Origin of the sequence: Kribbella sp. NBC_01484 (assembly GCF_036227145.1) — a bacterium.
Lineage (GTDB): Bacteria > Actinomycetota > Actinomycetes > Propionibacteriales > Kribbellaceae > Kribbella.
The window spans coordinates 1,057,220-1,080,885 of record NZ_CP109437.1 but is presented as its reverse complement, the minus strand read 5'-3'; the positions used below and the strand labels follow the sequence as shown (position 1 = coordinate 1,080,885).

The window sequence follows — 23,666 nt, the reverse complement described above, 5'->3', positions numbered from 1 at the left end:
GCACACTCGCGCGCAGACTGTGGCTGGGACCCCGGCGCGTAGCAGGGTTGCCACCGGAGGGCGCCATGAGATCAGCGAGGCTCAGACCGGCGCCGCTGCTCGTCCTCGCAGCCATCGCCGGGCTGTCCGCGACCACAGTCGCGCTGACCGTCGCGAACGGAACCAGTCTTTCCGCGTTCGTCGACAGCAACGGGGCCAGCGGTTGGATCTCCGCGCTGGCGTTCGGCGTGGTCGCTGTGCTGGTGTTGTCGAGACAGCCGGGGAACCGCCTCGGACCGTTGCTCGCGGCTGGGGCCTTGCTGGTCGCGATCTCGGGTGCCGCGGATCCCTATGTGTACTACGCGCTGCACACTCGACCCGGTTCCCTGCCGTTGATCAGCCTGGCGGCCCTCTGCGCCAGTGTGCTCTGGATGACCGGGCTCTTGGTGATCCTCGGGTCGCTGACCTTGCTGTTCCCGAGCGGCCGCCTCTCGTCGCCCGGTTGGCGCTGGCCGGCACGGGCGACAGGTGCCGCCATCGTCATCGCAACGCTTGCCGCCGGTACGACGCACGTGATCGTCGACGACACGATGGGTGTGTCCGTGGTCGGCACTCCGTTCGATCTGCCGTTTCCGGACGGTCCGCAGATGGCCCTGGCGGTGGTCTGCATCGGGGTGGTCTTCGCAGTGGCTTTGTCGGCAACTGTCGGTATCGCGATCCGGATGCGCCGCGTCAACGGGCCCGAGCGGCAGCAGTACGCATGGTTCGTCGCCAGCGTCCTGCTGCTGGCGATCCCGATGCTGCTGCCGATCGACCTGCCGGAGACCGTCGGGCTCGGGGTCACCGTGCTCGCGATCGCCGCACTTGGCGTCGGCATCGTCAGGTACGGAGCATTCGACATCGAGATCGCGCTGTCCCGCACCCTCGCCTATCTGGTCCTGACTGCCGCCGCACTGGCGGTCTACAGCGTCGCGGCAGTCGCGGTAGGGGCCCAACTCGACGCCGGTCTGTTCCCGGCAGCCGCGGCGGCCGCCGCGGTGTTGCTGCTGGCCGCCATCCGGCAGCGCGTCCAACGAGCAGTGGATCGGCTGTTGTACGGCGACCGCCGCGACCCACTGTCCGCACTGACCACCCTTGGGGACCGATTAGGTGCAGCTCTGGACTCGGGCGCTGTCCTGCCCGTGGTCGCAGAGACCGTCCGCCAGACGTTGCGATTGCCGTACGCCGCGGTGCGGTTGGAGAACGATGCAGAACCTGCATGTACGTCGGGCGAACCGCCGGCGCGGACCGTGGAGTTCGACCTGAAGCACGCCGGCCAGCAGGTCGGCACTCTGGTTGTCGGTGTCCGCCGCGGCGAGGTGGGGTTGAGTGCGGCGGACACCCGGCTCTTGGAGACGTTCGCTGCACAGATCGGTGTTGCGGCCCACGATGTCAGGGTCACCAGGGAACTGCGACAGTCGCGCGAAGCCCTGGTCACGTCCCGCGAAGAAGAACGGCGGCGGATCCGGCAGGACCTGCACGACGGTTTGGGGCCGACGCTGGCCGGCATCTCCCTCGGCCTGGAGTCGGCCGCGCAGCGGACTCGCCGGGCCGATCCCGAGATCAGCGCGCTGCTCGAGTCGCTCGGCGCCGAGACCACCGCGGCGGTGACCGAGATCCGGCGGATCGTCGCGGATCTGCACCCGACGATGCTCGACGTGATCGGCCTGGTGCCGGCTCTGGTTCATCACGCCGGACTGATCAGCTCCAGGACCCGGGGCGATCTCGTCGTCAGCGTCGTCGCGGAACCGTTGCCGGAGCTGCCTACCGCGGTCGAGGCAGCGGCCTACCGGATCACGCTCGAGGCGCTGACGAACGTCGTACGGCACAGCCATGCTGCGGCTTGCGACGTCCGCCTGACGATGGACAGCGGTCTGCACGTCACGATCCGCGACGACGGGACCGGCGCTGTTCCGGTCGGGCCGGTACGTGGCGCGGGCCTGGCTTCGATGCGGGCGCGCGCCGAAGAACTCGGGGGCGCCTGTACCGTGCGGTTCCGCCAGGATCAAGGGACCGAGGTCGTTGCCATGCTGCCCGTGACCGCACGATGACCGGCGGCGCGATCCGGGTTGTTCTCGCGGATGATCATCCGGTCTACCGCCAGGGGCTGGCGGCCGTCGTCACCGACGCCGACGACGTCGACCTGGTGGGCGTCGCGGCAGATGGTGGCGAGGCCGTTGCTCTTGCGGTGGAGCACATGCCGGACGTGGCGCTGCTCGACGTCCACATGCCAAGCGTCAGCGGAATCGATGCCACTCGGCGACTCGCGGTCGAAGCGCCAAAGGTCGCCGTACTGGTGTTGACGATGCTGGAGGATGATGAGTCCGTGCTCGCCGCGATGGCGGCCGGAGCCCGCGGGTATCTCGTCAAAGGGGCCACCGGCGACAGGATCCTCGCTGCCATCCGAGCAGTCGCCGCAGGGGAGGCGGTCTTCGGGCCGACTGTCGCGGACCACATTCTCGACCTGGTGGGAACCGACCGGCGCTCCGGTCGCCGTGGTCAAACCTTCTCGGCGCTCACCGAGCGGGAGGAGGAGGTTCTTGCGTTGATCGCGGCCGGGCGCTCGAACCGTGAGATCGCACAGGTGCTCGTCGTGGCGGACAAGACGGTCCGGAACCACGTCTCGAGCATCTTCACCAAGCTGCAGGTCGCCGACCGCGCGCAGGCGATCGTCAAAGCCCGCGAAGCCGGTCTGGGGAGGACATAGGGGAGGTGCACAGCGATTGCCTGTGCAAAGGAGGAATCCAGCCCACCGATCCATGCTCGCCGTCCGGGCCGCGGCCGCACCGTTCCACGCGCCATGCCGGCCGAAGACGCCAGTGACGCGCAGTTGCGCCTGACGACCGATCCAGCCGCTGCCTGCCTTGCGGGTCGACCTTGGAAGGGACCCGCAAGGCAGGCGCGGGTTGACCCTGGTCCGGACGGCTTCGGGGGGCGCGTCCGGCGCAGGGTCAGCGCAGGCCGAGCGACTTGATCAGCTCGGGGGTCACCTGGCGTGGGGCCGGCAGCGTGCCCGGCTTGCCCTGGCCTTCCAGGGAGGTCGCCACCAGGCGGCGGCAGCCGAAGGCCTCCGCTGTGTACGACAGCACGCCACGATCGTTGTCGGTGAACCGCAGCACGTACGTCGGGCCGAGCTCCTTGGTGCAGATGGCCGGCTTCTTGGCAACGGGCTTCGATGCGTTCACCAGAGCGAGCAGGTCGGTCGCCTGGCTGCCGTTGCGTCTGGTTGTCACGGTCGCGTAGTCCTGCCCGGACGCCTCCGTGTCGAACTGGCAGATGGTCACGCTGACCGGCTGGAACAACGAGGTCGCCGCGCCCTTGCCCCAGACCACCTTGTCGGTAGAGGCGCGGACCGCCGCGATGGTGTCGGGACAGTCCATGCTCGGGGTGCCGCTGGGGGTGGGCGACGGGGTAGGTGTGCCGGGGGTGGTCGGCGTATCAGTGGGCTGGGCGGCGGGCGGGGACGTGGTGTTCTCGTTACCGCAGGCGGCGGTAGCTCCGAGCACAGCCACGACGAGCGTCGCACCGATCAGGCCCCGTGTCCGTAATGCACTCACGACTCGGTCCTTCCGGGTTGGCAAGGTCACCCATGATGGTCGACCGGAGTCACGTCCCGCGTGCCAGAACATCACGGCGGCGCGTCTATCCGGTCACGCCGGCGGATCGTAGGCCAACCGAGGCCGACCTGTAACGTCCACGCGCTGTTCGCCCGTCCTTGTCCACTCGCTAATCCGAACAGTTCGGTCGTCCGGATCGGCCGGGTGGTGCGCGTGCTGTGCGGTTGTCGGGATCGGTCGGCTGGTCCGCGTGCTGTTCGGTCCGGATCGGCCGGGTGCTCCGCGTGCTCTGCGGTTGTCGGGATCGGCCGAGGTGCGCGTGCTGGCGGTTGTCGGGATCGGCCGGGGTGCGCGTGCTGGGCGGATGTCCGATCGGCCCGGTGGTGCGGCTGTTCGGCGCGACCCGCTGGTCCGCGGGCTCTCGACCGGGTCGCGGATTACGATGCTGTGCCGTGGGTCGCAACGACAAGAAGGCTGCCGCGGAGCGGGAGCGCGCCGAGTGGCAGCTGGGGATCGACTGGGCCCGGTGGCTGATGGCGGGCAACTCCCCGCAAGTACTGACCATGTACGGCCTCGTCCTCGAGCCGGGCGAGGTCGCGTACGTGAACACGCCCCTGCAGTACGCGCGCCTGTACGGCGGCAGCGGTCGCTACACGCACAGCGGCGGCCTGTTCATCGGCAAGCCGGGACTGGTGCTGGGCCTGATGGCCGCGAACGCCGCCGTGAACGCGAGCCGGAAGGCGGCGGCGAAGCGGGACATGCAGCTGATGTGGCGCGACCTGCAGGAAGTCCCGACGATCGCGACCAACTACCGGTTGCTGTGCCACCTGCCCCGGAGCGGCTGGATGAGCTTCTACTACAGCGCCGTGCAGGAGTTCTATCCGGATCCGGCCAACTGGATGATCACTTTCGGCTTCCAGAACGCGGAGCCGCTGCGGCTGGCCGGACTGGCGACGCCGACACTGTCAGTACTGACCTCCTGGTGTGTGCTCGGAAGCGATCGCTGGCAAGGCGAACCGGGGATCGCGCCGCTGATCGAGGCCGCCACCGGCCGGCAGTTGCCGCCGGGTGTAGTCCAGGGCGAAATCGGTCCCGGCGAGCCCCGGCGACTCGGTAATCTGGAACCATGACGAGCCCGTACGAAGACGACGAGCCGCTGCTCCCCGAGCAGACCCGGGACGACGACCCGCGGACCTGGGGCGACGACGACTCCGGCGACGACGACGAACGCATCCTGAACGAGGTTCCGCCCCACCACGGATGAGTAAGTCCGTAGTGCTCGTCCACGGCGGCCTCTGGGACGCCATGGACGCAGAAGCTTTCTGGGGTACGACGGGCATCACCGGGGGACTCACATCCGCCGGGCTGAAGGTGCTCGCTCCCGACCGCCCGCGGCGGCCGAGCGGCTGGGACGTCGAACGTGCAGCGCTGGGTGAACTCCTGGCGAACCACCATGAACCGCTCACGATCGTTGGGGCATCCAACGGGTGCACCGTAGCCGTCCTGCTGGCCTTGAACCTTCCGCACCTGGTCGATCACCTCCTGCTCGCCTGGCCGGCCACCGCCGGCGATCCCGACCTCGACGCGCGGACCCGCACCGGCCTGATCGAGCGAGGTTGCCCGCCGGACGCCGCAGACGCCCTACTCGCCGGCGAGACCCTCCGCGGCGTCACCGAAGCGAACCTCGCCCGCCTGGCCACCGACGCCATCGATCCGGTCGCGGCCGACGCGGCCGATCCGGTTGCCGCCGACGCGGCCGATCCGGTTGCCGCCGACGCGATCGATCCGGTTGGCGCTGATGCGGCCGAACCAGTTCGACCTGATGCGGCCGGGCCGGCTGGCCTTGGTACGGCCGAGCCAGTCGGCGCCGATGCGGCCGGGTCGCTTGGCGCCGGCGAGGTCGGAATCGGGGCGGCGCGTGGGCGTATTTCGGTGGCGGTGGTGCCTTCGGTGCCGGAGAATCCGGCTCACCAGCGGAAGACGGTCGACGCGCTGTTGCGATCGATCCGGGGGAGTCGTGAGCTGGCCGGGTGTCCGGAACCGCCGACGCCCGCCTTCCCGCCCTACCTGGATCAGCTGGTGCGAACGATCGTCGAGTTCGTGAACTAGGGGGAGAGGGCCGTGGAGCTTCGGGGGTTTTCCGACGAGTACGCCGTTCTGGTCGCGGGGTGGGCCGTGGACGCGAAGGAAGTGGCGTTGCTGTCCGGGCAGGTCGAGTACCCGTTCCCGGAGGAACTGAAGGCGAGCTGGCGGAAGGTCGACCCGGATATCCACTCCTATCTGCTGTTCGACGGTGACCGGCCGGTCGGGTACGGCGAGGTGTGGCTGGACGACGAGGAGGACGAGGTCGAGCTGGCGCGGATCATCGTGGATCCCAAGGTCCGCGGTCGCGGGATCGGCCTGGAGTTGGTGCGCGCCTTGCTCCCGCCGGCGGTGGCCGCCGGGTACTCGGAGGTCTTCCTCCGGGTCCGGCCGGAGAACGAGGTCGCGATCCGCACCTACCACCGCACCGGCTTCGTCGACGTCCCGGCCGCCTTGATGGACGAATGGAACCAGGGCCAGCCCATGGCCTACCGCTGGATGCGCTATGCCGGCGAGCCCACCTGGCTCGCGGAGCAGCTACCCCACGGGAGCAGGTAGGCGCCGGCGAGCTCAGGGGCTGAGGTTGTGCGCCTACCCACTCCGAGTCAGCTCTGACGCGTCCGGAGGGCGTCGCGGATCTCGGTCAGGAGCTGCTGGTCGGTGGTCAGTGACTCAGGCTCTGGCTCCTCGCCGCGGGCGCGGCGTTCGGCGAGCTTGTTGAGCGGCATCACGATGAGGAAGTAGATGGCCGCGGCGACGAACAGGAAGTTCAACGCCGCCTGCAGGATCCAGCCGATGTGGAACTCCGCGCCGTTGATCTTGAAGAACCAGACGCCGCTGATATCCGTCTTGCCGAAGATCGCGGCGATCAGCGGGTTGATCAGCCCATCCACGAGGGCGCTGACGATCTTGCCGAACGCGGCGCCGATGACGACGGCGACCGCGAGGTCGACGACGTTCCCGCGCATGATGAATTCCTTGAAGCCCTTGAGCATATGGGTGCCTCCACGAAGCGGTGGTTGTACCCGAGACAAGGTAGGACCGCAGACCTGCGAGGGCGAGGGACCGCGCCGGACAGCGACGCATCGTGTCGCTGGGTAATCAACTCGTGTCCGGCGTCAGTGCCACGGTGATTCTGGAGTTCGTGGTTGCCTGGGCCAACCGCGTCGCGATCTCGGGGGTTGTCGCGACCACGATCAGTGCGCCGGAGCTCGTCGTACGTGGGGTTGGCAGGGCGATGACGCGGACCGCTCGGGCGAGAAGGCTTGCGTCGTCAGACGCTGTGCTGGTCGCGGCGTACAGGTTGAGGTGGTCGCCGACGCGGAGGAGTGCGCTGATGTCGGCGTCGTCGATGCGGAACGGATAGGCGAGCGATCCGGCCGGCACTGCGGCAGGAGCCAGGAAGCGGGCGTCGGTGAGTGGCTCGCCGGATCGGACCGGGCCGCTCAGCACGCGGGCGGTCAGATCGGCGCCGGGTCTGAGGACGCCGTCGGGCACCGAGCCCGGAGGGAGGTCGACGGTCCGGAGATCGGCGCCCGCGGGCACAGCTCCGCCCGCCAGGTCGCGCGCAGCGGCCAGCACGGCGACGGTCGGTGGAGGTGGCGGGGACAGGGCGACGAGGCCGAAGTACACGGCGGCCGCGGCGGCGACGCCGGCCAGCAGCCGGCGATGCCACCGGGCGGCCCGGAGCAGATCACGAAGGAAGGAAGGGGTTCTCATGCCAGAGAAAGTACGAGTTTCGCCGACACCCGCCCCTCAGTTATCCACAGGCGGCGGAGGAGAAGGTCAGGCCGCGCTCGTATTGGTGCCCGAAGACGAGGACCCGCTGGACGACGAGCCGCTCGACGACGAACCGTTCGACGAAGACTTCGAGGAAGACGAGGAGGAGTCCGACGATGACGACGAGCCCGACGACGAGGACGAGGCGGTCGACTCGGACTTCGCCGGGACCGAGCTCTTACCGGACGAGCGGCTGTCGTTGCGGTAGAAGCCGGAGCCCTTGAACACGACGCCCACGGCGTTGAAGACCTTGCGCAGCGTGCCCTGGCAGTTCGGGCACACGGTCAGCGCATCGTCTGTGAAGCTCTGGCGCACCTCGAGGGCCTCGCCGCAGTCGGTGCACTGGTACTGGTACGTCGGCACGATTGGTCCCTTCAGGCCGCTGGCACTCCTACTACTCGACTGCTAATAATGCGCCAGCGGCCCGAAGTATTCCAACTCAAGCCCGCGGAACGGACTGTTCAGCCCTGACGCCGCACTGTGAAGTTCCAGCAGCCGGCGATCACGTTCCGCACCTGGACCGAGTCCACGGTCGCGTCCTCGAACAGTCGTTTGAGCTCCGCCTCGCTCGTCCCAGGCTCCGCGACGACTCCGTCCAGCATCTGGCCCGAGACGTCGTACGGGCGTAGCACCGCCTGCCGGTCCCGGAAGTCCAGCGGGAAGACGTCCGCCGCCGGCACCGGACAGTCGGTCGTGTGCACGAACACCGGCCCGACCTCGGCGTACGGACCGCCGGCCGTCATCGGCCGGTGCGACACCAGGGCGATCTGGTCGCCGGCCCGCGCCAGCGTGAGGCAGCAACGCAGCGGCTCGCCGCCGCCCGCGGTCCGGGAAACGACGGCGTTCCCGAAGTCGTCATGACCGTTGCACCGGATCCGGTCCAGCTCGGAGAACGGGACGGGGATGTACACCAACTCTGGGTTCATGTCCACAGAACGCAGAGCAACGCAAAGTTGTGAGGGACCCCATTTGGGGCGCGCCGGGGGATTCTCTACGGTTGGGTCCGTGCGTCGCCTGCTTCGAGTCGTCATCATCAGCGGAATCGCCCTCACCACCGTCCTCCTGGTGATCGCGGGAACCGTCGTTTTCGTCGTCCGCCACTCGTTCCCGTCGTACGACGGAACGATCGAGCTGTCCGGCCTGGACGGTGACGTCAATGTGGTCCGGGACGCGAACGGCATTCCGCAGATCTACGCCGACACCCCGGCCGACCTGTTCGCCGCGCAGGGCTACGTGCACGCACAGGACCGGTTCTTCGAGATGGACTTCCGCCGGCACGTCACCGCCGGCCGGCTGAGCGAACTGTTCGGCAAGGACGCACTCGAGACGGACAAGTTCGTCCGCACGCTCGGCTGGCGCCGGGTCGCCGAGAAGGAGCTGGGTCTGCTCAGCCCGACCACCCGGCAGTACCTCGACGACTACGCCCGCGGAGTGAACGCGTACCTGTCCACTCACAGCGGATCGGGCCTCAGCCTGGAGTACGCCGTTCTGTCACTCAAGGGCACCGACTACCACCCAGAGCCCTGGACCGCGGCGGACTCGCTGTCCTGGCTGAAGGCGATGGCGTGGGACCTCGGCGGCAACCTGGACGAGGAGATCACCCGGACCAAGCTGGTCGCGACGTTCCCGGCCCGCAACATCGAGAGCCTCTACCCGCAGTACCCGTACGACCGGAACCAGCCGATCATGACCACCGGCGCGGTCAAGGACGGCAAGTTCACCACCTCCCCGGTCACCGCGGACCGCGGCATGCTGTCGAAGGACTTCCTGAAGTCCCTCGACACCGTCCAGAAAGTCGCCAAGGGACTGCCCGAGCTGCTCGGCCAGGGCGATGGGATCGGCTCGAACTCGTGGGTCGTCTCCGGCGACCACACCACCACCGGCAAGCCGCTGCTGGCCAATGACCCGCATCTGGGCGCGACCATGCCAGGCATCTGGACCCAGGTCGGCCTGCACTGCAACAGCGTCGGCAAGAGCTGCCCGTTCGACGTCTCCGGCTTCAGCTTCTCCGGTCTGCCCGGCGTGGTGATCGGCCACAACAACGCGATCTCCTGGGGGTTCACCAACCTCGACCCGGATGTCCAGGACCTGTACCTGGAGCGGATCGACGGCAACAACGTCCTCTACAACAACAAGTGGCGCGCGATGGCGACGCGCGAGGAGACGTTCAAGGTCGCCGGCCAGGACCAGCCGGTGAAGATCACAGTCCGCGAGACCCGGCACGGTCCGCTCATCTCCGACGTCGGTGACGACGAGCGCCAGGTCGGTGATGCGGCCGCCAAACAGGCGAAGTACCCGCAGGCGTACGGCGTCGCACTGCAGTGGACCGCGTTGAATCCGGGCCGCACCGCCGACGCGCTCTTCGCGATCGACCAGGCCCAGAACTGGACCGAGTTCCGTGCCGCCGCACGGCAGTTCCAGGTCCCCTCGCAGAACCTCGTGTACGCCGACACCGACGGGCACATCGGCTATCAGGCGCCGGGACTGATCCCGATCCGCAAGACCGGCCGGGGCGACTGGCCGGTGCCTGGCTGGGACCCGAAGTACTACTGGACCGGGTACATCCCGTTCGACGCGTTACCCAATGAGTTCGATCCACCGGACGGGATCATCGTCACCGCGAACCAGGCCGTCGTACCGCATGGATACACCTACTACCTCACCAACGACTGGGACTACGGCTACCGGTCGCAGCAGATCCTGGACCGGATCAAGTCCGCCGGGAAGCTGGACGCGAACGCGATGGCGTCGATCCAGCTCGACACCAAGAACCGGGCCGCCGAGATGCTGGTGCCGTACCTGCTCCAGATCAGCATCGACGACGCGTTCGACAAACAAGGCCAGGACACCCTGCGGAACTGGGACTTCACCCAGCCCGCCGACTCCGCGGCGGCGGCGTACTTCAACGTCGTCTGGCGCAATCTGCTGTCTCTCACCTTCCATGACCAGCTCCCCGAGGGCACCTGGCCGGACGGCGGCTCGCGCTGGTTCGAGGTGATCCACACGCTGCTCGGCCAGCCGAACAGCACCTGGTGGGACAACATCGGTACGCCGCAGCACGAGAACCGGGACGACATCCTGCGCGAGGCCCTGGTCGACGCACGGACCGAGATCACGCAGAAGATGGCTCGTGAGCCCGCCAACTGGCAGTGGGGCAAGCTGCACAAGCTCACGCTGACCAACCAGACGCTGGGCAAGTCCGGGATCGGCCTGATCGACAGACTGTTCAACCGCGGTCCGTACGAGCTCGGCGGCGGTTCGTCGATCGTGGACGCGACCGCCTGGGACGCGTCCGAGGGCTACACGGTCACCGCGACGCCGTCGATGCGGATGGTGGTCGATCTGTCCGACTTCGACAAGTCTCGCTGGGTGAACCTGACCGGTGTGTCCGGGCACGCGTTCTCGTCCAACTACACCGATCAAACCAAGCTGTGGGTTCGGGGCGAGACGCTGCCGTGGGCCTACACCAAGGGTGCCGTCGAGGCGGCCCGCAAGCACGCCCTGACGTTCACCAAGCCGGACCGCTAGCTAGGTCACCAGGCGGGCGCGTTGGCCTCGGCGAACAGCTCCTCCGGCCAGGTCCAGAGCGCCCGCTGGGTCAGCAGGATCGAGATCGTTTGCTCGGCCGGCGTCGTCGACCACAGCGCGCCCAGACCACCGGCCCAGCCGTACCGTCCGCCGCCGACGGACAGTCCGTAGCCCCAACCGGTCTCCGGCCCGAGGAAGTCGACGGCCGCCACGCGCTGCGCCGGGGTGAGCTGATTGGTCGTCATCTCCGCTACGGCGGCCGGCGACAGCACCCTGTCTCCACCGGCGAGCAGCATGCGCGCGAAAGCGTGGAAGTCGTCGGCGGTGGAGATCAGCCCACCACTCGCGTCCGGGAACGGAGGCTCCGACAGCCATTGGCTGCCGAATGCCGTGTCGAGTACGTCGTTCCCGACGTACGCAGTCGTCAGCCGCGCCGGATCCGATGCGGTGAAGGCGGTGTCGTGCATCCCCAGTGGTTCGAAGATCCGCTCCCGCAGGAAGTCCCCCAACGGCTGCCCGGTCGCCCGTGCGATCAGTACGCCGAGCACATGCGAGCCGGTCGAGTACAGCCACCGCTCTCCGGGCTGGAACTGCAGCGGCAGCGTCCCCAGCCGCCGCATCCACTCGTCGGGATCCAACGGCGTCCGCGGCACCGGCGGCCCGAACGTCCGCAGCTCCAGCTCCTCCTCACGCTGCCGGAGAGCCGGGTTGTCCGACTCGCCCAATCCGAGCCTGAACGTGAGCAGGTCCCGCAGCGTAATCGGCCGCGCCGCCCGGACCGTGTCATCGATCGGGCCGTCCGGCTGCCGCAGTACGGCCGGGTTCGCCAGCTCCGGCAGCAGGTCGTCGACAGGGGTGTCCATGGAGAGCCGGAGCTCGTCGACCAGGATCATGGCGGCCGCCGCGACGATCGGCTTGGTGAACGACGCAACCCGGAACAGGCTGTCCCGGTGCAGCTCCGGACCATCGAAGGCCGTCCTGCCGATGACCTCGACCCGCGTCTCGTCCCCACGGCTCACCAAGGAGACGAGCCCGGCCAGGACCCCGTCATCGACGTACTTGCTCAGCATCAGCCCAGTCCACCAGCGAAGGGCATCGCGCGCCACTGTCCGACAAACATCCGGATGCCGTCGGCCAGCGCCGGCATCTGTTGCACCAGTGGCGTGCACACCGCGATCTGGAGCACCCGAGCCGTGTCCATCACCTGCTGCACGCGCTCGTCGAGCTGTGGTCGTCCGAGGGCCGCCGCGGCCTCGTCGTACACCTTGCCGAGGTCCGGTCCGAACCCGGCCATGTCCCACTCGATCGGACCGAGCGTCGCGTCCTCGAAGTCGGCCCACACCATGCCGCCTGTCGTCGGAATGACGTTGTACGCCGGTGCATCGCCATGGATCGTCTGGATCGTCGCCGCCGGGAAGACCGCCTCGAACCCGGCCCTGCTCGTCAGCACCGGCCGCAGCACCTCCCACTCCGCCCGGGCCCGGTCCACGTCCTCCTGCTCGAGCAGACCCGGCACAGCCTCCAGAGTCGCGAGGCCAGAGGGCACCGCGAGCAGTGGAGTCAGCCAGGGCAGTTCCTCCGGGTAGTCCGCGAGTACGGCGTGCAGCTCGGCGGCTCGGGTGGTCGCGGCGAGGTAATCGACCTGCCCGGACTGCTCGACGTACTGCCAGAACGTCATCGAGAACCCATCTCGCTCCACCGGCTTCAGCGGCACGAGCGGGCTTGGCGCGACGACCGGATGGCCATTCGAGAGCAGCCACGCGGCCAGGTCCAGTTCGCGCTGCTGGCGTCGTTCGGCGACCTCGACGTCCGTCAGGTAGTCCGGGAGGTTCATCGGCACCCGGGCGACCACCGGGGACGGCTTGAGATGCACGACCACGGAGAATGCGTCGTACAGGACTGTCGGGTCGGTGACCGTCAGGCCGAGGTCACGTGCGGCTGTGGCTGCGGCTTGGACCGCGGTCTCAGTCATCCACTGATCTTCGCAGCGCGATCAAGTGATTTGGGGTGAGCGCTGCGTCCACCAGATGGTCGTGGGCGTCGGCCGGAAGCGCTTCGACGATCTCGGAGTCGTACACCGCGGCCCAGATCGGCGTACCGGGTCTCACGCGAGCGAGCGCCCGGTCGTACGAGCCGCCGCCGCGTCCCAGGCGCACACCGTCGCGGGCGACGGCCAGCGCCGGGCAGATGACCAGATCGGCGGTGGCGATAGCGTCCGAGCCCAGATCGAACGGCGGCTCGGACAGTCCCAGCCGGCCGGGCACCAGATCGGCAGCACCCGGTGCGACACCCCAGCCGATGTCGTTGTCGGCGTACAAGATCGGCAGCAGCACCTCGTGGCCGGCCGCAAGCAACCAGTCGATCAAAGCGCCCGTCTGCGGCTCCGGACCCCTTGATACGTACAAAGCCACCCGGTGCGCGTCAGACACGACCTGCTGGGCACTCCTCAGCAGATCTTCCGCATGAGACCGGGCACTGCGGGCACTGAGCAAGTACTGCCGCGCCGCGGCCTTCGATTGGAACACCCCTCGATCGTAGGAGCGTGACGCGCTTAACACTGTGATTGCCGGACGTCCCCTAGGGTTGGTGCATGAGTGAGGCAGGTCTGAGACAGGCGCAGGAGAAAATGCGCGCGGCCGGCGCTGCCGACGTCGCGATCCGCGTCTTCACGCATTATTACCGGCTGCTCGAGTCCGGTCAGCAGGGCACGATCCGCGAGGACGACATCGAGCCGGTCGGCGACCTGCCGCACCTGGACCACCTGGACACCGACCCCGAGGCGATGCGGGCCGCGCTGGCCGAGACCGCCGTGATCAAGCTCAACGGCGGCCTCGGTACGTCGATGGGCGTCACCGGCCCCAAGTCCGCACTGCAGGTCAAGGACGGGCTGAGCTTCCTCGACATCATCGCCCGCCAGATCCTCAGTACGCGGCGCAAGTACGACGTACCGCTGCCGCTGGTGCTGATGAACTCGTTCCGCACCAAGGCGGAGTCCCTGCAGATCCTGAGCGAGTACGACGGTCTCGCGATCGACGGCCTGCCCTTGGACTTTATGCAGAACATGGAGCCGAAGCTGCTCGCCGAGGACCTCACCCCGGCCGACTGGGAGCCGGACCCGGAGCTGGCCTGGTGCCCGCCGGGCCACGGCGACCTGTTCACCGCGTTGGTTGCCTCCGGCACCCTCGACGCATTGCGGGAACACGGTTTCCGGCACGCGTTCATCTCGAACGCGGACAACCTCGGCGCGACCCCGGACCCGCGGATCGCCGCCTGGATGGCGGAGCACGCCGTACCGTTCGGGATGGAGGTCTGCCGCCGGACCCGGTCCGACCGCAAGGGCGGGCACGTCGCGGTGCGCAAGTCCGACGGGCGGCTGATCCTGCGGGACAGCGCGCAGGTCGCGGACACGGATACGAAGTACTTCCAGGACATCGCGCGGCACCGGACCTTCAACACCAACAACCTGTGGATCGACCTGGACCAGCTGGCCGAGCTGATGGACGGGCACGACGGGATCCTCGGGCTGCCGATCATCGTGAACCGCAAGACCGTCGACCCGGCCGACCCCACGTCACCCAAGGTGATCCAGCTGGAGACCGGGATGGGCACCGCGATCGAGACCTTCGAGGGCTCGCAGGCGGTGCTGGTCGACCGCAGCCGGTTCAAGCCGGTGAAGACGACGAACGACCTGCTCGTACTGCGCTCGGACGTGTACGAGCTGGACGAGGCCGGCGACCTGACCACGACGCACGAGGGCGACGAGCCGTACGTCGACCTGGACCCGGAGTACTTCAAGATCCTGGCCGACTTCGACACGCGGTTCCCGGTCGGGCCGCCGTCGCTGGTCCGGGCCGACCGGCTCGAGGTGCGCGGTGACGTTGCCTTCGGCAAGGATGTGGTCATCGTCGGCGACGTGGAGCTGCAGGCGCCGGCGGGTGAGCGCCGGGAGATCCCGGACGGCGCCGTACTCGGCGGCTGAACCGAGCCCTGGGGGAGTGAATGGACGACCTGCTGATCAGGCCGTTGGAGCCGTACGACACGGACGAGGCCGCTGCGGTGTGGTGGCGGTCGCGGCATGCGGATGGGGCGCAGTTGCCGCCGGCGATCCACACCGCCGAGCAGGTGGCGACCTGGTTCGCCGAGGTGCTGCTGCCGGACGCGCAGACCTGGATTGCGCTGGATGACGGCCGGATCGTCGCCGTACTGACCCTGGACGGCGACGACCTCGACCAGCTGTACGTCGACCCCGACGCGGCCGGCCGGGGCGTCGGCTCGACCCTGGTCGACCTCGCCAAGGACCTCCGCCCCGGCGGTCTCGCCCTCTGGACCTTCCAGACCAACACCCGAGCCCAGTCCTTCTACCGCTCCCACGGCTTCACCGAAGTACGCCGCACCAACGGCGCCACCAACGAGGAGCGCGCCCCCGACGTCCGCATGACCTGGGGCAACCACCCGGAAAGTGTGCAGGTCGATTAGGAGGTAGTGCCGACTCGGTGCGTGGTGGGCGTGGGCACGAGCCTGAGGGCCCGCCGACGCGCCAACTACCTCCTGTCGATCTGCACGGATTAGGGTCGGGCTCGTGAGACGGACTGTGGATGAGCATTTGGAGGTTGTGCTCGGGCGGGTGACGGCGCTGCCGGCGTTCGATCAGCCACTGATGGAGGCGCTGGGGCTGGTGCTCTGTGAGGATGTCGTCTCCGGGGTCAGCCTGCCGGGATTCGACAACTCGGCCATGGACGGGTACGCCGTCCAGGCCGCGGACCTGGCCGGGGCGTCGCAGGACAACCCCATCACCCTGCCCGTTGTCGGGGAGTTCCGGGCTGGGCGGAGTGAGCCGATCGTGGTGACCCCCGGTACGTGTGTGCGGATCATGACCGGGGCGGAGATGCCGCGGGGCGCGGACAGCGTCGTACCGGTGGAGTGGACCGACGGCGGCACCGTGAACGTGCGGATCGCTCAGCAGCCCGCCCTCGGAGCGTCGGTGCGACGCGCCGGTGAGGACGTGCACGCGGGGGACCAGGTTCTGGACCGTGACACCGTGCTCGGGCCGCGGCAGATCGCCGTACTCGCGGCTGTCGGCCGAGCGCGTGTGAAAGCGCGCCCCCGCCCCCGCGTGGTTGTGGTCTCGACCGGTGCGGAGCTGCGGGAGCCTGGAAGTCGGCTCGGCGAGGGACAGATCTACGACTCGAACAGCTACACCATGGCCGCGTGCGCACGGGACGCCGGCGCCGTGGTGTACCGCGTCGGCATCGTCGACGACGACCCGAAGCGGATCATGGACACGCTGTCCGATCAGTTGGTCCGCGCGGATCTGATGATCACCACCGGTGGCGTCAGCATGGGTGCGTACGACGTGGTCAAGGAGGAGCTCTCCAAGCTCGGCACGGTCGACTTCCCGCAGGTCGCGATGCAGCCGGGCAAGCCGCAGGGCTTCGGTGTGCTCGGTGAGGACGAGGTGCCGATCTTCACGCTGCCGGGCAACCCGGTGTCGGCGTACGTGTCCTTCGAAGTGTTCGTCCGGCCGGCGCTGCGCAAGCTGATGGGCCAGATGCCGTACCGGCGGACCACTGTGCCGGGCGTGACGCTGGACGGGTTCAGCTCGCCCTCCGGGCGACGGCAGTTCGTCCGCGCCGCGGCCAGGTCCGGCGACGAGGGCTGGATGGCCAGTACAGTCGGCGGGCACGGCTCACACCTGCTCGGCGGGCTGAGCCGCGCGAACGCACTGATCGTGGTGCCCGAGGACGTGACGGCGGTCCGGGCCGGCGATCAGGTCGAGCTGTTGCTGCTGGACGAGGAGACCCGATGACGCAGGACCCTGGGCTGACCCATGTCGACGAGACCGGGGCGGCGCGGATGGTGGACGTGTCGGCCAAGGATGCGGTCAGCCGCCGGGCTGTTGCCAGCGGCAAGGTTCTCGTCTCGGCCGAGGTGGTGACCGCGCTGCGCGGCGACGGCGTACCGAAAGGTGACGCGCTCGGCGTCGCCCGGATCGCCGGCATCATGGGCGCCAAGCGGACGCCCGATCTGGTCCCGCTCTGCCACCCGATCGCGATCACCGGCGCCAAGGTCGATCTCGAGGTCACCGACGACGCCGTCCTGATCCAGGCCCAGGTGAAGACCACCGACCGCACCGGTGTCGAGATGGAGGCGCTCACCGCCGTCGCGGTCGCCGGGCTCGCGGTCATCGACATGGTGAAGGCGATCGATCCGGCCGCCGTGCTGTCCGACGTCCGCGTGGAACTCAAAGAGGGCGGGAAGACCGGCCACTGGGAGCGGCCGTGAGAGCCCTCGTGGTCAGTGTCTCGAACCGCGCGGCTGCGGGCGTCTACACCGACACCACCGGCCCACTGATCGCCGAACGCCTGACGTCGTGGGACTTCGAGGTGTCCGGCCCGCAGGTCGTGCCGGACGGTCCGCCCGTCGGTGACGCACTGCGTGCTGCGGTCGAGGCGTCGTACGACGTTGTGCTGACGACTGGTGGCACAGGGATCTCACCGACCGATGCGACGCCGGAGCAAACCGCTGCGGTGCTCGACAAGCTTGTGCCGGGAATAGCTGAGGCCATCCGGTCCTATGGCGTGGCGAACGGCGTACCGACTGCCGCACTGTCTCGTGGACTGGCCGGAGTGGCTGGTACGACGGTCATCGTGAACCTGCCCGGTTCACGCGGCGGCGTGAAGGACGGGCTCGCCGTACTGGAACCGTTGCTGCGGCACGCCGTCGAGCAGGTGCACGGCGGTGACCATGTCCGGGCGGATACCGACTGATGGCGATCGTGCATTGGCCCGTGGAGCTTCAGCACGGGCAGGTCGCGCTCCGACCGCTGCGTGCCGGCGACGGCGGTGAGTGGGCCGCAGCGCGCCAGCGCAACGTCAGTTGGCTGCGCCCGTGGGACGCGACCCAGCCGCCCGGTGCGGAGGACGGTGCGCGGACGTTCCGAGCCATGGCGCGCGACTGGAACCGCCAGGCGCGCTATGGCCGGATGCTGCCTTTCGTCATCACATACGGCGCCGCAGCAGGTGCCGGTGCGCGGGCGAAGTGGCCGCTGGTCGGGCAGTTGACGGTGTCCGGGATCACCTACGGCTCGGCCCGCTGGGCGAACCTCGGCTACTGGGTCGACGAGCAGTACGCCGGCCGCGGCATCGTGCCGGCCGCGGTCGCGCTGGCCGCGGACCACTGCTGGTTCACCCTTGGCCTGCACAGGATCGAGGTCGCGATCCGCCCCGAGAACAAGGCGAGTCTGCGGGTGGTCGAGAAGCTCGGCTTCCGGTACGAGGGCGAGCGGCCGCGGTTCCTGCACATCGACGGCGACTGGCGCGACCACCGCATCTTCGCGCTGAACGTCGAGGAGGTCGGGCCCGGTCTCGTAGCGCGACTGCGATGATCACTCAGCGTCGCTATTCACATCAGTCACACGAGTCTTCTTGCGACACACCGACTCACGTACCCCATCTGGCCCTCGCCGCGCCTTAGCGTCGTCGCATGGGGACGACAGGGCTGATCTATGTGGCGATCGTCGCCGCGTGGGCCGCCTACCTCGTCCCGATGCTGCTGAAGCGGAACGACGAGGCGCGGCGCCGCCCGGTGTCGTCGTCGGCCGACGCGCGGGTACTGTCGCGTGACCCGTCGCGGCCGCGGTACGTCGTACGCCCGGCCGGTGCTGTGGACGACGCGACGCCGGCAGGTGATCTGCCGCCTCCTCCGACGCGGTACGTCCCCAATCGAGCCCGCCGGGTGGCCGCGATGCGCCGCCGGCGGGTGCTGTCGATCCTGACCCTTTCGCTCCTGTCGGTCGTAGCCCTGGCCGGTCTGGAGATGCTGCTGTGGTGGACGGTCGCCATTCCTGGCGCGTTGATCGTCGGATTCGTCGTACTGACCCGGGTGCAGCTCCGGCGGCAGGCACGCACACGTGCTCGGTTGGCGGCCGAGCGGCGCGCCCGGATGCAGGCCCGCCACGACCGCGGTCCGGCTGGGAAGCCCGCGCCTTCTCCGGACGAGGAGATGACGATCGAGGTCAAGCTCCCTGCGGAGCCTCAGGTGGCGAAGCCCGCGCCGCCCGCCGAGGGCCTGTGGGATCCGGTGCCGGTGACGCTCCCGACGTACGTGATGAAGGAGAAGGCTCCGGACCGCACCGTCCGCACCATCTCGCTGTCCGACGACGAGGTCTTCTCCTCCGCGCGTACGACGGATCCGGCCGAACGCGGGCCGCTCCCCGAGCCGGCGGAGAAGCCCGAGGAGACCGAGGTCAAGCGCGCCGTCGGCGACTGAAACCCGCTCGACAACCTCGGTTTTAACCGGCGACCATAGGCGTGTTAGAGTTTCGCGGTCGCCAGGCAACTGGTGACCGACTCGGGGCTGTGGCGCAGTTGGTAGCGCGCTTCGTTCGCAACGAAGAGGCCAGGGGTTCGAATCCCCTCAGCTCCACGAAGTCGATAGGCGACTCGTGTCCGCGGAAAGCGCGGACCGGGTCGCCTTCGTCGTGTTGTGCGGCTGCGCTTCGCTTGCCGCGAGCGGGGGCTCCGCCACCCGCACCCCCCGGCGCCGTCGCTTCGCTCGGCGGTTGTGGTTGCTCGCCGCGTTCGGTGGTGCCGTCGCTTCGCTCGGCAACTATGGCTGTTCGCCGCTGCCCGCTCAAGCGGGCGGGTTGGGGAGGCGGAGGCGGGCCAGGAGTCCGATGTGGTCTGACAGGTAGGTGGGGCCGGTGGGAAGGGGCCGCTTGTCGGTGAGTAGTAGAGCTGTGTCTTCGACCTCGATCGTCTCGGTGACGAGGATGAAGTCGATGCAGTGCGGTTCGCTGCCTGGTGGGAGGTACTCGGCATGGAAGGTGGGTGGGCACTCGCCGTCGAACGCATCGCGCAGACCGGATCGCCGCCGGAGTTCGCGGTGCAGGGTGCTCGCCTGGGCGACGTTGAAGTCTCCGCACACCACCGTCGGTGAGTTGTCGGTCGCGACTGCCTGCGCGAGCGCAGTGAACTGGTCCCGCTGCAGCTGACGGAATCGATTGTGTTCCGACCAGTCGCCGTCGGTGTTGGCCGTCGGGTGGATGTTGAGCACGCGGACCCGGCTGTCGGCCAGCCGAACGGTGAGTAGCCCGCTGTGGAAGGCGCTGACCCGGGCTCGAGCGGGTATGCCTGAGTGGCGCGACGACCGCGGAAGGCGTGCGTACGCCGTCCCGGCCAGGCGCAGCCGCGACAGCGTGACCAGGCCGCCGGCGGGGCCGGCCACCGACGGCCGATAGGCCACATGCGGGAAGGACGGCATCCCTTTCCGGAGGTGTGCCAGGTGGTGGTAGACGAACACCTCCTGCAGGCAGACCACGTCGATGTCGCCGGCGTCGAACTCGGCCGCAATCGCGGCGAATCGCTCGGCTATGCGGGTGCCCTTCAGAGGGAGCCCACGGGTATTGAGGGTGGCGACGATCAGCCGCGTAATCATGGCCCGGCAGATCGTACCCCTGGAGGCCGGGGCCTCGCATTGGGCTGCGGAGGCTGTTGCGCGGGCGTTGACGTCTGCGCGCACCATGATGGCGATGGCTAGGGTCCAGGTCGCCCACGACGTACGCTGCTACCCGGCCAGGTAGGTGCCTGAGGCAAGGATCTGCGCCGGGGATGTCTCAAAGTGAGAATCGCCGCAGCTAATCTTGACTGATTCCAGAAAACCCGACAGACTGCGACACGTGCCGACGATGGATGAGCTCCAGGAGTTGTTGCGTGGGGCCGCGCTACGGGTGACCCGGCCGCGAGTGGCGGTGCTGACCGCGGTGTACGCGCATCCGCATGCGGACACGGACTCGATTATCGGTGCCGTGCGCAACGAATTGCCGGAGGTCTCGCACCAGGCCGTGTACGACTCGCTGCACACGTTGTCGGCGGCGGGCCTGGTTCGGCGGATCCAGCCGTTGGGGTCGGTGGCCCGGTACGAGTCGCGGGTGGGAGACAACCATCATCACGCCGTCTGCCGGTCGTGCGGCGCCATCGCCGATGTCGACTGTGCGGTCGGGCACGCGCCCTGCCTGACCGCGTCCGAGGACCACGGTTTCGTCGTCGACGAGGCCGAGGTCATCTACTGGGGCCTGTGCTTCGACTGCGCACGCCGTACCTGACTTCCTTTGAAAACCTCCAGTCCTGGAAGGAATCCGATGTCCGAGATCCATGAGCCACTGCCCGGTGAAGGTAGCGAGGAGAGCCGCGGCGAAGAGACCGCGCAGGCCTCGGGCGGCTGCCCGGTCGCGCACGGTCAGGGCACCCACCCGACCAGCGGCAACGCGAACCGCGGCTGGTGGCCGAACCAGCTGAACCTGAAGATCCTGGCCAAGAACCCGGCAGTGGCGAACCCGCTGGGCGAGGAGTTCGACTACGCCGCGGCGTTCAAGACCCTCGACCTGCCCGCCGTGAAGGCGGACATCGCCGAGGTGCTGACCACGTCGCAGGACTGGTGGCCGGCCGACTTCGGGCACTACGGCCCGTTCATGATCCGGATGGCCTGGCACAGCGCCGGCACCTACCGGATCAGCGACGGCCGCGGTGGCGCCGGCGCCGGTCAGCAGCGGTTCGCGCCGCTGAACAGCTGGCCCGACAACGCCAACCTGGACAAGGCCCGCCGGCTGCTCTGGCCGGTGAAGAAGAAGTACGGCCAGAAGCTCTCCTGGGCCGACCTGCTGATCCTGACCGGCAACGTCGCGCTGGAGACCATGGGCTTCAAGACCTTCGGGTACGCCGGTGGCCGTCCGGACGTGTGGGAGCCGGAGGACGACGTCTACTGGGGCCCGGAGACCACCTGGCTGGGCGACGAGCGCTACAGCGGTGACCGCGACCTGGAGAGGCCGCTCGGCGCGGTCCAGATGGGCCTCATCTACGTGAACCCGGAAGGCCCGAACGGCAACCCGGACCCGATCGCGTCGGCCCGCGACATCCGCGAGACCTTCGGCCGGATGGCGATGAACGACGAGGAGACCGTCGCGCTGATCGCAGGCGGCCACACCTTCGGCAAGACGCACGGTGCGGCCGACCCGGAGCAGTACGTCGGTGCCGAGCCGGAAGGCGCGCCGATCGACCACCAGGGCCTGGGCTGGCGGAACACCTACAACACCGGCAAGGGCCCGGACACCATCACCAGCGGCCTCGAGGTCACCTGGACCCGGACGCCGGCGCAGTGGGGCAACGACTTCTTCGAGATCCTGTTCGGTCACGAGTGGGAGCTGAGCAAGAGCCCGGCCGGCGCGAACCAGTGGGTCGCCAAGGACGCCGAGGAGGTCATCCCCGACGCCTACGACGCGGCGAAGAAGCACAAGCCGACCATGCTGACCACGGACCTGGCGCTGCGCTTCGACCCGATCTACGAGCCGATCTCGCGTCGCTTCAAGGACAACCCGGACGAGTTCGCCGACGCGTTCGCGCGGGCCTGGTTCAAGCTGACCCACCGCGACATGGGCCCGATCGTGCGCTACCTCGGCCCGGAGGTCCCGACCGAGATGCTGATCTGGCAGGACCCGGTCCCGGCGGTGGACCACGAGCTGATCGGCGCCGACGACGTCAACGCGCTGAAGGCGCAGATCGCGGCGTCGGGGCTGTCGGTGTCGCAGCTGGTCTCGACGGCGTGGGCCTCGGCCTCGAGCTTCCGCGGCAGTGACAAGCGCGGTGGCGCGAACGGCGCGCGCATCCGGCTGCAGCCGCAGAGCGGCTGGGAGGTCAACAACCCGGACCAGCTGGCGCAGGTGCTGCGGACGCTCGAGGGCATCCAGCAGTCGTTCGGGAAGCCGGTCTCGCTGGCCGACCTGATCGTGCTCGCCGGTGGTGTCGGCGTCGAGGTCGCGGCGAAGAACGCCGGCCACGATGTCGTCGTACGGTTCACGCCTGGTCGTACGGACGCGTCGCTCGAGCAGACCGATGTCGACTCGTTCGCCGCGCTCGAGCCGTCCGCGGACGGGTTCCGCAACTACTACGGCAAGGGCAACCGGCTCCCGGCCGAGTACCTGCTGCTCGACAAGGCGAACCTGCTCACCCTGAGTGCGCCGGAGCTGACCGTCTTGGTCGGCGGTCTGCGCGTCCTGGGCGCGAACTACGACGGCTCGAAGCTCGGTGTCCTCACCGAGAACCCGGGCACGCTCACCAACGACTTCTTCGCGAACCTGCTCGACCTGGGCACGGAGTGGAAGTCGACGGACGACAGCCAGGAGTTCTTCGAGGCCCGCGACGCGAGTGGCGCGGTCAAGTGGACCGGCACCCGGGCTGACCTGGTCTTCGGCTCGAACTCCGAGCTGCGCGCGGTCGCCGAGGTCTACGCCTCCGACGACGCCAAGGAGAAGTTCGTCCAGGACTTCGTCGCCGCGTGGACCAAGGTGATGGAGCTGGACCGCTTCGACCTCGCCTGATCCGTCACGCGGCAGAAGACCGGCTCCCTCCTCCAGGGAGCCGGTCTTCGGACGGTGCGGCCTGTTGATCAGCCCGACACGTTCCCCTCGAAATGACTGCCTGCGTAGTCCCACCCCCCGGCGCAACTTCGAGCTGAAGTGTTATGCGCCGCACGGCTCGTTTCCGGGCGCGGTCAGGAAGAACGGCCGGCAAGTGCCGTCATACCGGAGCGGTCAGGTGATTCCGCGAGCACGATCATGACGACCATCGCGAGAGCTGGTCTGGTGGAGGCGGTCAGCTTGCGAAGACGTTTCAATGGTGGTCCTTTCAACACATGGTGGCTGGCAGCGGG

Annotated in this window: 25 protein-coding genes and 1 tRNA gene; 17 read left to right on the top strand and 9 right to left on the bottom strand. The window is 68.7% G+C overall.

What is annotated here, in order from left to right; genetic code table 11:
• Positions 1 to 65: 65 nt before the first annotated feature.
• A complete protein-coding gene (locus OG555_RS05300) occupies positions 66 to 2,069 on the top strand; it encodes a sensor histidine kinase (RefSeq protein WP_329481551.1) in 2,004 nt (667 codons plus the stop codon).
• Positions 2,066 to 2,725 carry a response regulator transcription factor gene (locus OG555_RS05295; RefSeq protein WP_329481550.1) on the top strand — a complete coding sequence of 220 codons (660 nt, stop codon included), beginning with the start codon at positions 2,066 to 2,068 and terminating at the stop codon, positions 2,723 to 2,725. The genes OG555_RS05300 and OG555_RS05295 overlap by 4 nt, the downstream gene beginning before the upstream one ends.
• A gap of 244 nt (positions 2,726 to 2,969) precedes the next feature.
• Here OG555_RS05295 and OG555_RS05290 read toward each other — a convergent pair whose 3' ends face one another.
• The gene (locus tag OG555_RS05290) at positions 2,970 to 3,575 is read right to left on the bottom strand and encodes a hypothetical protein (protein WP_329481549.1); all 606 of its coding nucleotides are present in this window, start codon (positions 3,573 to 3,575) and stop codon (positions 2,970 to 2,972) included.
• A gap of 452 nt (positions 3,576 to 4,027) precedes the next feature.
• Between OG555_RS05290 and OG555_RS05285 the strand changes: the two genes are divergently transcribed.
• Genes OG555_RS05285 through OG555_RS05270 form a run of 4 tightly spaced genes read left to right on the top strand, consistent with a single transcriptional unit; the run spans position 4,028 to position 6,215 of the window.
• On the top strand, positions 4,028 to 4,705 hold the full coding sequence (locus OG555_RS05285; RefSeq protein ID WP_329481548.1) for a hypothetical protein: 678 nt from the start codon (positions 4,028 to 4,030) through the stop codon (positions 4,703 to 4,705).
• Complete coding sequence (locus tag OG555_RS05280) at positions 4,702 to 4,839, top strand: hypothetical protein (protein WP_328526555.1); 138 nt, start codon at positions 4,702 to 4,704, stop codon at positions 4,837 to 4,839. The genes OG555_RS05285 and OG555_RS05280 overlap by 4 nt, the downstream gene beginning before the upstream one ends.
• Positions 4,836 to 5,684, top strand: coding sequence for a hypothetical protein (locus tag OG555_RS05275; protein WP_329481547.1), 849 nt, complete (start codon positions 4,836 to 4,838; stop codon positions 5,682 to 5,684). Before OG555_RS05280 ends, OG555_RS05275 begins: the two co-directional genes overlap by 4 nt.
• Before the next feature lie 12 nt (positions 5,685 to 5,696).
• The gene (locus tag OG555_RS05270) at positions 5,697 to 6,215 is read left to right on the top strand and encodes a GNAT family N-acetyltransferase (RefSeq protein WP_329481546.1); all 519 of its coding nucleotides are present in this window, start codon (positions 5,697 to 5,699) and stop codon (positions 6,213 to 6,215) included.
• 47 nt (positions 6,216 to 6,262) lie between these two features.
• Here OG555_RS05270 and mscL read toward each other — a convergent pair whose 3' ends face one another.
• The 4 genes from mscL to OG555_RS05250 form a co-directional block, all read right to left on the bottom strand.
• The gene (gene mscL, locus OG555_RS05265) at positions 6,263 to 6,652 is read right to left on the bottom strand and encodes a large conductance mechanosensitive channel protein MscL (RefSeq protein WP_329481545.1); all 390 of its coding nucleotides are present in this window, start codon (positions 6,650 to 6,652) and stop codon (positions 6,263 to 6,265) included.
• 106 nt (positions 6,653 to 6,758) lie between these two features.
• Positions 6,759 to 7,376: a hypothetical protein gene (locus tag OG555_RS05260; protein WP_329481544.1), complete on the bottom strand. Its 618-nt coding sequence runs from the start codon at positions 7,374 to 7,376 to the stop codon at positions 6,759 to 6,761.
• Positions 7,377 to 7,442: 66 nt separating this feature from the next.
• Positions 7,443 to 7,799, bottom strand: coding sequence for an FmdB family zinc ribbon protein (locus OG555_RS05255; protein ID WP_329481543.1), 357 nt, complete (start codon positions 7,797 to 7,799; stop codon positions 7,443 to 7,445).
• A gap of 98 nt (positions 7,800 to 7,897) precedes the next feature.
• Entirely contained in the window at positions 7,898 to 8,362 is a 465-nt protein-coding gene (locus OG555_RS05250) for a DUF1203 domain-containing protein (protein ID WP_329481542.1), read from the bottom strand.
• A gap of 79 nt (positions 8,363 to 8,441) precedes the next feature.
• Between OG555_RS05250 and OG555_RS05245 the strand changes: the two genes are divergently transcribed.
• Positions 8,442 to 10,964: a penicillin acylase family protein gene (locus tag OG555_RS05245; protein ID WP_329481541.1), complete on the top strand. Its 2,523-nt coding sequence runs from the start codon at positions 8,442 to 8,444 to the stop codon at positions 10,962 to 10,964.
• Between the two features lie 5 nt (positions 10,965 to 10,969).
• On the opposite strand, the gene OG555_RS05240 is transcribed toward OG555_RS05245, so the two are convergent.
• Genes OG555_RS05240 through OG555_RS05230 form a run of 3 tightly spaced genes read right to left on the bottom strand, consistent with a single transcriptional unit; the run spans position 10,970 to position 13,489 of the window.
• Positions 10,970 to 12,034 carry a serine hydrolase domain-containing protein gene (locus OG555_RS05240; protein WP_329481540.1) on the bottom strand — a complete coding sequence of 355 codons (1,065 nt, stop codon included), beginning with the start codon at positions 12,032 to 12,034 and terminating at the stop codon, positions 10,970 to 10,972.
• On the bottom strand, positions 12,034 to 12,936 hold the full coding sequence (locus OG555_RS05235) for an aminoglycoside phosphotransferase family protein (protein ID WP_329481539.1): 903 nt from the start codon (positions 12,934 to 12,936) through the stop codon (positions 12,034 to 12,036). The genes OG555_RS05240 and OG555_RS05235 overlap by 1 nt, the downstream gene beginning before the upstream one ends.
• Positions 12,929 to 13,489: a 5-formyltetrahydrofolate cyclo-ligase gene (locus OG555_RS05230; RefSeq protein ID WP_329481538.1), complete on the bottom strand. Its 561-nt coding sequence runs from the start codon at positions 13,487 to 13,489 to the stop codon at positions 12,929 to 12,931. Before OG555_RS05230 ends, OG555_RS05235 begins: the two co-directional genes overlap by 8 nt.
• Before the next feature lie 65 nt (positions 13,490 to 13,554).
• Between OG555_RS05230 and OG555_RS05225 the strand changes: the two genes are divergently transcribed.
• From OG555_RS05225 to OG555_RS05190, 8 genes are all read left to right on the top strand, one after another.
• A complete protein-coding gene (locus OG555_RS05225; RefSeq protein ID WP_329481537.1) occupies positions 13,555 to 14,943 on the top strand; it encodes a UTP--glucose-1-phosphate uridylyltransferase in 1,389 nt (462 codons plus the stop codon).
• 20 nt (positions 14,944 to 14,963) lie between these two features.
• On the top strand, positions 14,964 to 15,440 hold the full coding sequence (locus tag OG555_RS05220) for a GNAT family N-acetyltransferase (RefSeq protein ID WP_329481536.1): 477 nt from the start codon (positions 14,964 to 14,966) through the stop codon (positions 15,438 to 15,440).
• A gap of 103 nt (positions 15,441 to 15,543) precedes the next feature.
• Entirely contained in the window at positions 15,544 to 16,770 is a 1,227-nt protein-coding gene (gene glp / locus OG555_RS05215) for a molybdotransferase-like divisome protein Glp (protein WP_329481535.1), read from the top strand.
• Positions 16,767 to 17,246: a cyclic pyranopterin monophosphate synthase MoaC gene (gene moaC, locus OG555_RS05210; RefSeq protein ID WP_329481534.1), complete on the top strand. Its 480-nt coding sequence runs from the start codon at positions 16,767 to 16,769 to the stop codon at positions 17,244 to 17,246. Before glp ends, moaC begins: the two co-directional genes overlap by 4 nt.
• Positions 17,243 to 17,731: a MogA/MoaB family molybdenum cofactor biosynthesis protein gene (locus tag OG555_RS05205; protein ID WP_329481533.1), complete on the top strand. Its 489-nt coding sequence runs from the start codon at positions 17,243 to 17,245 to the stop codon at positions 17,729 to 17,731. The genes moaC and OG555_RS05205 overlap by 4 nt, the downstream gene beginning before the upstream one ends.
• Positions 17,731 to 18,348, top strand: a complete 618-nt coding sequence (locus OG555_RS05200) for a GNAT family N-acetyltransferase (RefSeq protein WP_329481532.1) — start codon at positions 17,731 to 17,733, stop codon at positions 18,346 to 18,348. Before OG555_RS05205 ends, OG555_RS05200 begins: the two co-directional genes overlap by 1 nt.
• 98 nt (positions 18,349 to 18,446) lie before the next feature.
• On the top strand, positions 18,447 to 19,232 hold the full coding sequence (gene sepX / locus OG555_RS05195) for a divisome protein SepX/GlpR (protein WP_329481531.1): 786 nt from the start codon (positions 18,447 to 18,449) through the stop codon (positions 19,230 to 19,232).
• Positions 19,233 to 19,315: 83 nt separating this feature from the next.
• A tRNA-Ala gene (locus OG555_RS05190) sits at positions 19,316 to 19,388 on the top strand.
• Positions 19,389 to 19,595: 207 nt separating this feature from the next.
• On the opposite strand, the gene OG555_RS05185 is transcribed toward OG555_RS05190, so the two are convergent.
• Positions 19,596 to 20,399 (bottom strand): endonuclease/exonuclease/phosphatase family protein, encoded by an 804-nt coding sequence (locus OG555_RS05185; protein WP_329481530.1) that lies wholly within the window; start codon positions 20,397 to 20,399, stop codon positions 19,596 to 19,598.
• A gap of 250 nt (positions 20,400 to 20,649) precedes the next feature.
• Here OG555_RS05185 and OG555_RS05180 point away from each other — a divergent pair, with 250 nt between their 5' ends.
• Both OG555_RS05180 and katG read left to right on the top strand, forming a co-directional pair.
• Positions 20,650 to 21,066 carry a Fur family transcriptional regulator gene (locus OG555_RS05180; protein WP_329484770.1) on the top strand — a complete coding sequence of 139 codons (417 nt, stop codon included), beginning with the start codon at positions 20,650 to 20,652 and terminating at the stop codon, positions 21,064 to 21,066.
• 36 nt (positions 21,067 to 21,102) lie between these two features.
• On the top strand, positions 21,103 to 23,334 hold the full coding sequence (gene katG / locus OG555_RS05175) for a catalase/peroxidase HPI (RefSeq protein ID WP_329481529.1): 2,232 nt from the start codon (positions 21,103 to 21,105) through the stop codon (positions 23,332 to 23,334).
• Positions 23,335 to 23,666: the final 332 nt, after the last annotated feature.